Annotated in this window: 2 protein-coding genes; both read left to right on the forward strand. The window is 55.5% G+C overall.

The annotated features are described in order from the left end of the window. Nucleotides 1-275: 275 nt before the first annotated feature. A complete protein-coding gene (locus AC1DRJ_RS26425; RefSeq protein WP_477804744.1) occupies nucleotides 276-1,337 on the forward strand; it encodes a hypothetical protein in 1,062 nt (353 codons plus the stop codon). A 204-nt stretch (nucleotides 1,338-1,541) separates the two neighbouring features. Beyond that, nucleotides 1,542-1,763: Eco57I restriction-modification methylase domain-containing protein (locus AC1DRJ_RS26430; RefSeq protein WP_477804745.1), on the forward strand; the 222-nt coding region annotated here is incomplete at its 3' end.

Consider the following 1,763-nt stretch of genomic DNA (forward strand, 5'->3'; position numbering starts at 1 on the left):
AGCGTCACACCGTAGAGGGACTGAAAGACGATGTCGCTACACGGACGATCCGCCAACTTCTCATGCAGGTCGCCCCGTGTGACCAGCAGCCCCACTGCTCACTGATATCGGCGACCAGGCCAGCATGTGGTGACGGCCATCGGCGGCCGATACTGACTCATGCGCTCATGTTTAGAGTGATTTGAGAGTGGCTTCCCAGCCGCAAAGGAATCCCAGCGAAACCCGCATCCACCAAGCTGTCGTCATCAAGATTAAAGGGCAGCACCCACAAGTTCATGTCATTCCCATATGCGCAGGGGCAGCACCTGAAGCTCAACAGCAACAATATCGTCAGCAAGTTCGATGAGGCGTGCCAGTACCTCCTTGAAAACACCTTCACAAAACTTGGCTACCTGCGAGTGCTACAGCAGGAGCCCGAGCGTGAACTACACGCCATACTGCACACAAACGACATCGGCCAACTCGGCCTGACCCTCGATGGTGACGAAGGCAATCCGCAGGCCATCAAGGAAGTTGAACAATTCATCTCACTGCGCGCCTCTGGCAACGAACGCTTGTTGGTCGCAGACATCATCGAGCGTTTCAGTAAGCGCCCCTATGGCTGGCCAGACGGAGAGATCCTGCTGGTCCTCGGTCGCCTGGCCGCTTCCAGCCGTATTTCGTTCCACGCTGCGGGCCCTAGCATGCCGCTGCCGGACGCCTTCGAGTACCTCACCAACAGCCGTAAGCGCCGTGAAGTCTCGGTACAAAAGAAGCGCCAGGTCACCACACTGGTTGAAACAGTAGAAACCATTAACGCCGCCATCTTGGCTGAAAAGCGTCAACATGCCCTGGCCCGTGTCGACGAGAAAATCGCCCAATTACAGTCCGAGATTGCCAAAAGCGGTATCGAAACCGCTGAGCTGAGCAACCGCTTAGTGCGTCCCTTGCAACTGGTCAAGGCGGACCTAGAGACCGAAACCAGCATCGCCAACATCTACATGCTGCAAACCCAGACCGCTGACGAGCGCCTGAACGACGGCGTATTCGATCTGGAGCGAACCATTCTGAGCGAGTTAGAACGCCAGCAGAAACTTCAGCAGGAGTTGACGAAAGCATCACAAGCCGCCGGCTCAGCAAGCAGTGCGAAGGAAGACCGTGTGCATGAACCGGCGCCCACTCTCAAACCCGGAGCACCACCCAAACCGGTAGTCGAGGTAGCAGCGACCAGTGTGTTCAACAAGCTCGGCAATGGTTTGTATCTGGAGGGTCAGTCCGACATTGATAGATTTATCGACGCCTTCAGGGCAGAACTGGAAAACGCCGTGAAGCAAGACAAACGAATTCGCATCCGCTGACCCAGTTCAGCATGGAGGAGGCCCCGCCCCCTCCAAGCTGCAAACTGCGCGAAAGCCAGCTCATGAAGAATTAGGGACATCCCATATGAACACCAACATCATCAAAAACTACGCCCCGAAGGCGCGCACCGCCTTTATCGCTGCAATGACCACGCCACGACCTTTGGCTCGTTGATTCAGGTGCCGGAGGGACTGAATAGGAAGTTGCCGGCGCTTAAACAGTTGTGCGAGGCAAACAGCCAGGATCTGTTTGTGACGGATGAGCTCACGCGCTTAGGACCGTTGGTGCAACAAGCTGAGTTGCTGGCGGCACAGTACGATGCGGTCGTGGCGAATCCCCCTTATATGGGAAGTAAAGGTATGAACTCCCAGCTGCGAGAATTTGCTAAAAATTGCTTTCCAGATGCTAAAAGCGATCTATTTGCA

It is taken from the genome of Pseudomonas sp. P5_B2, assembly GCF_056400445.1.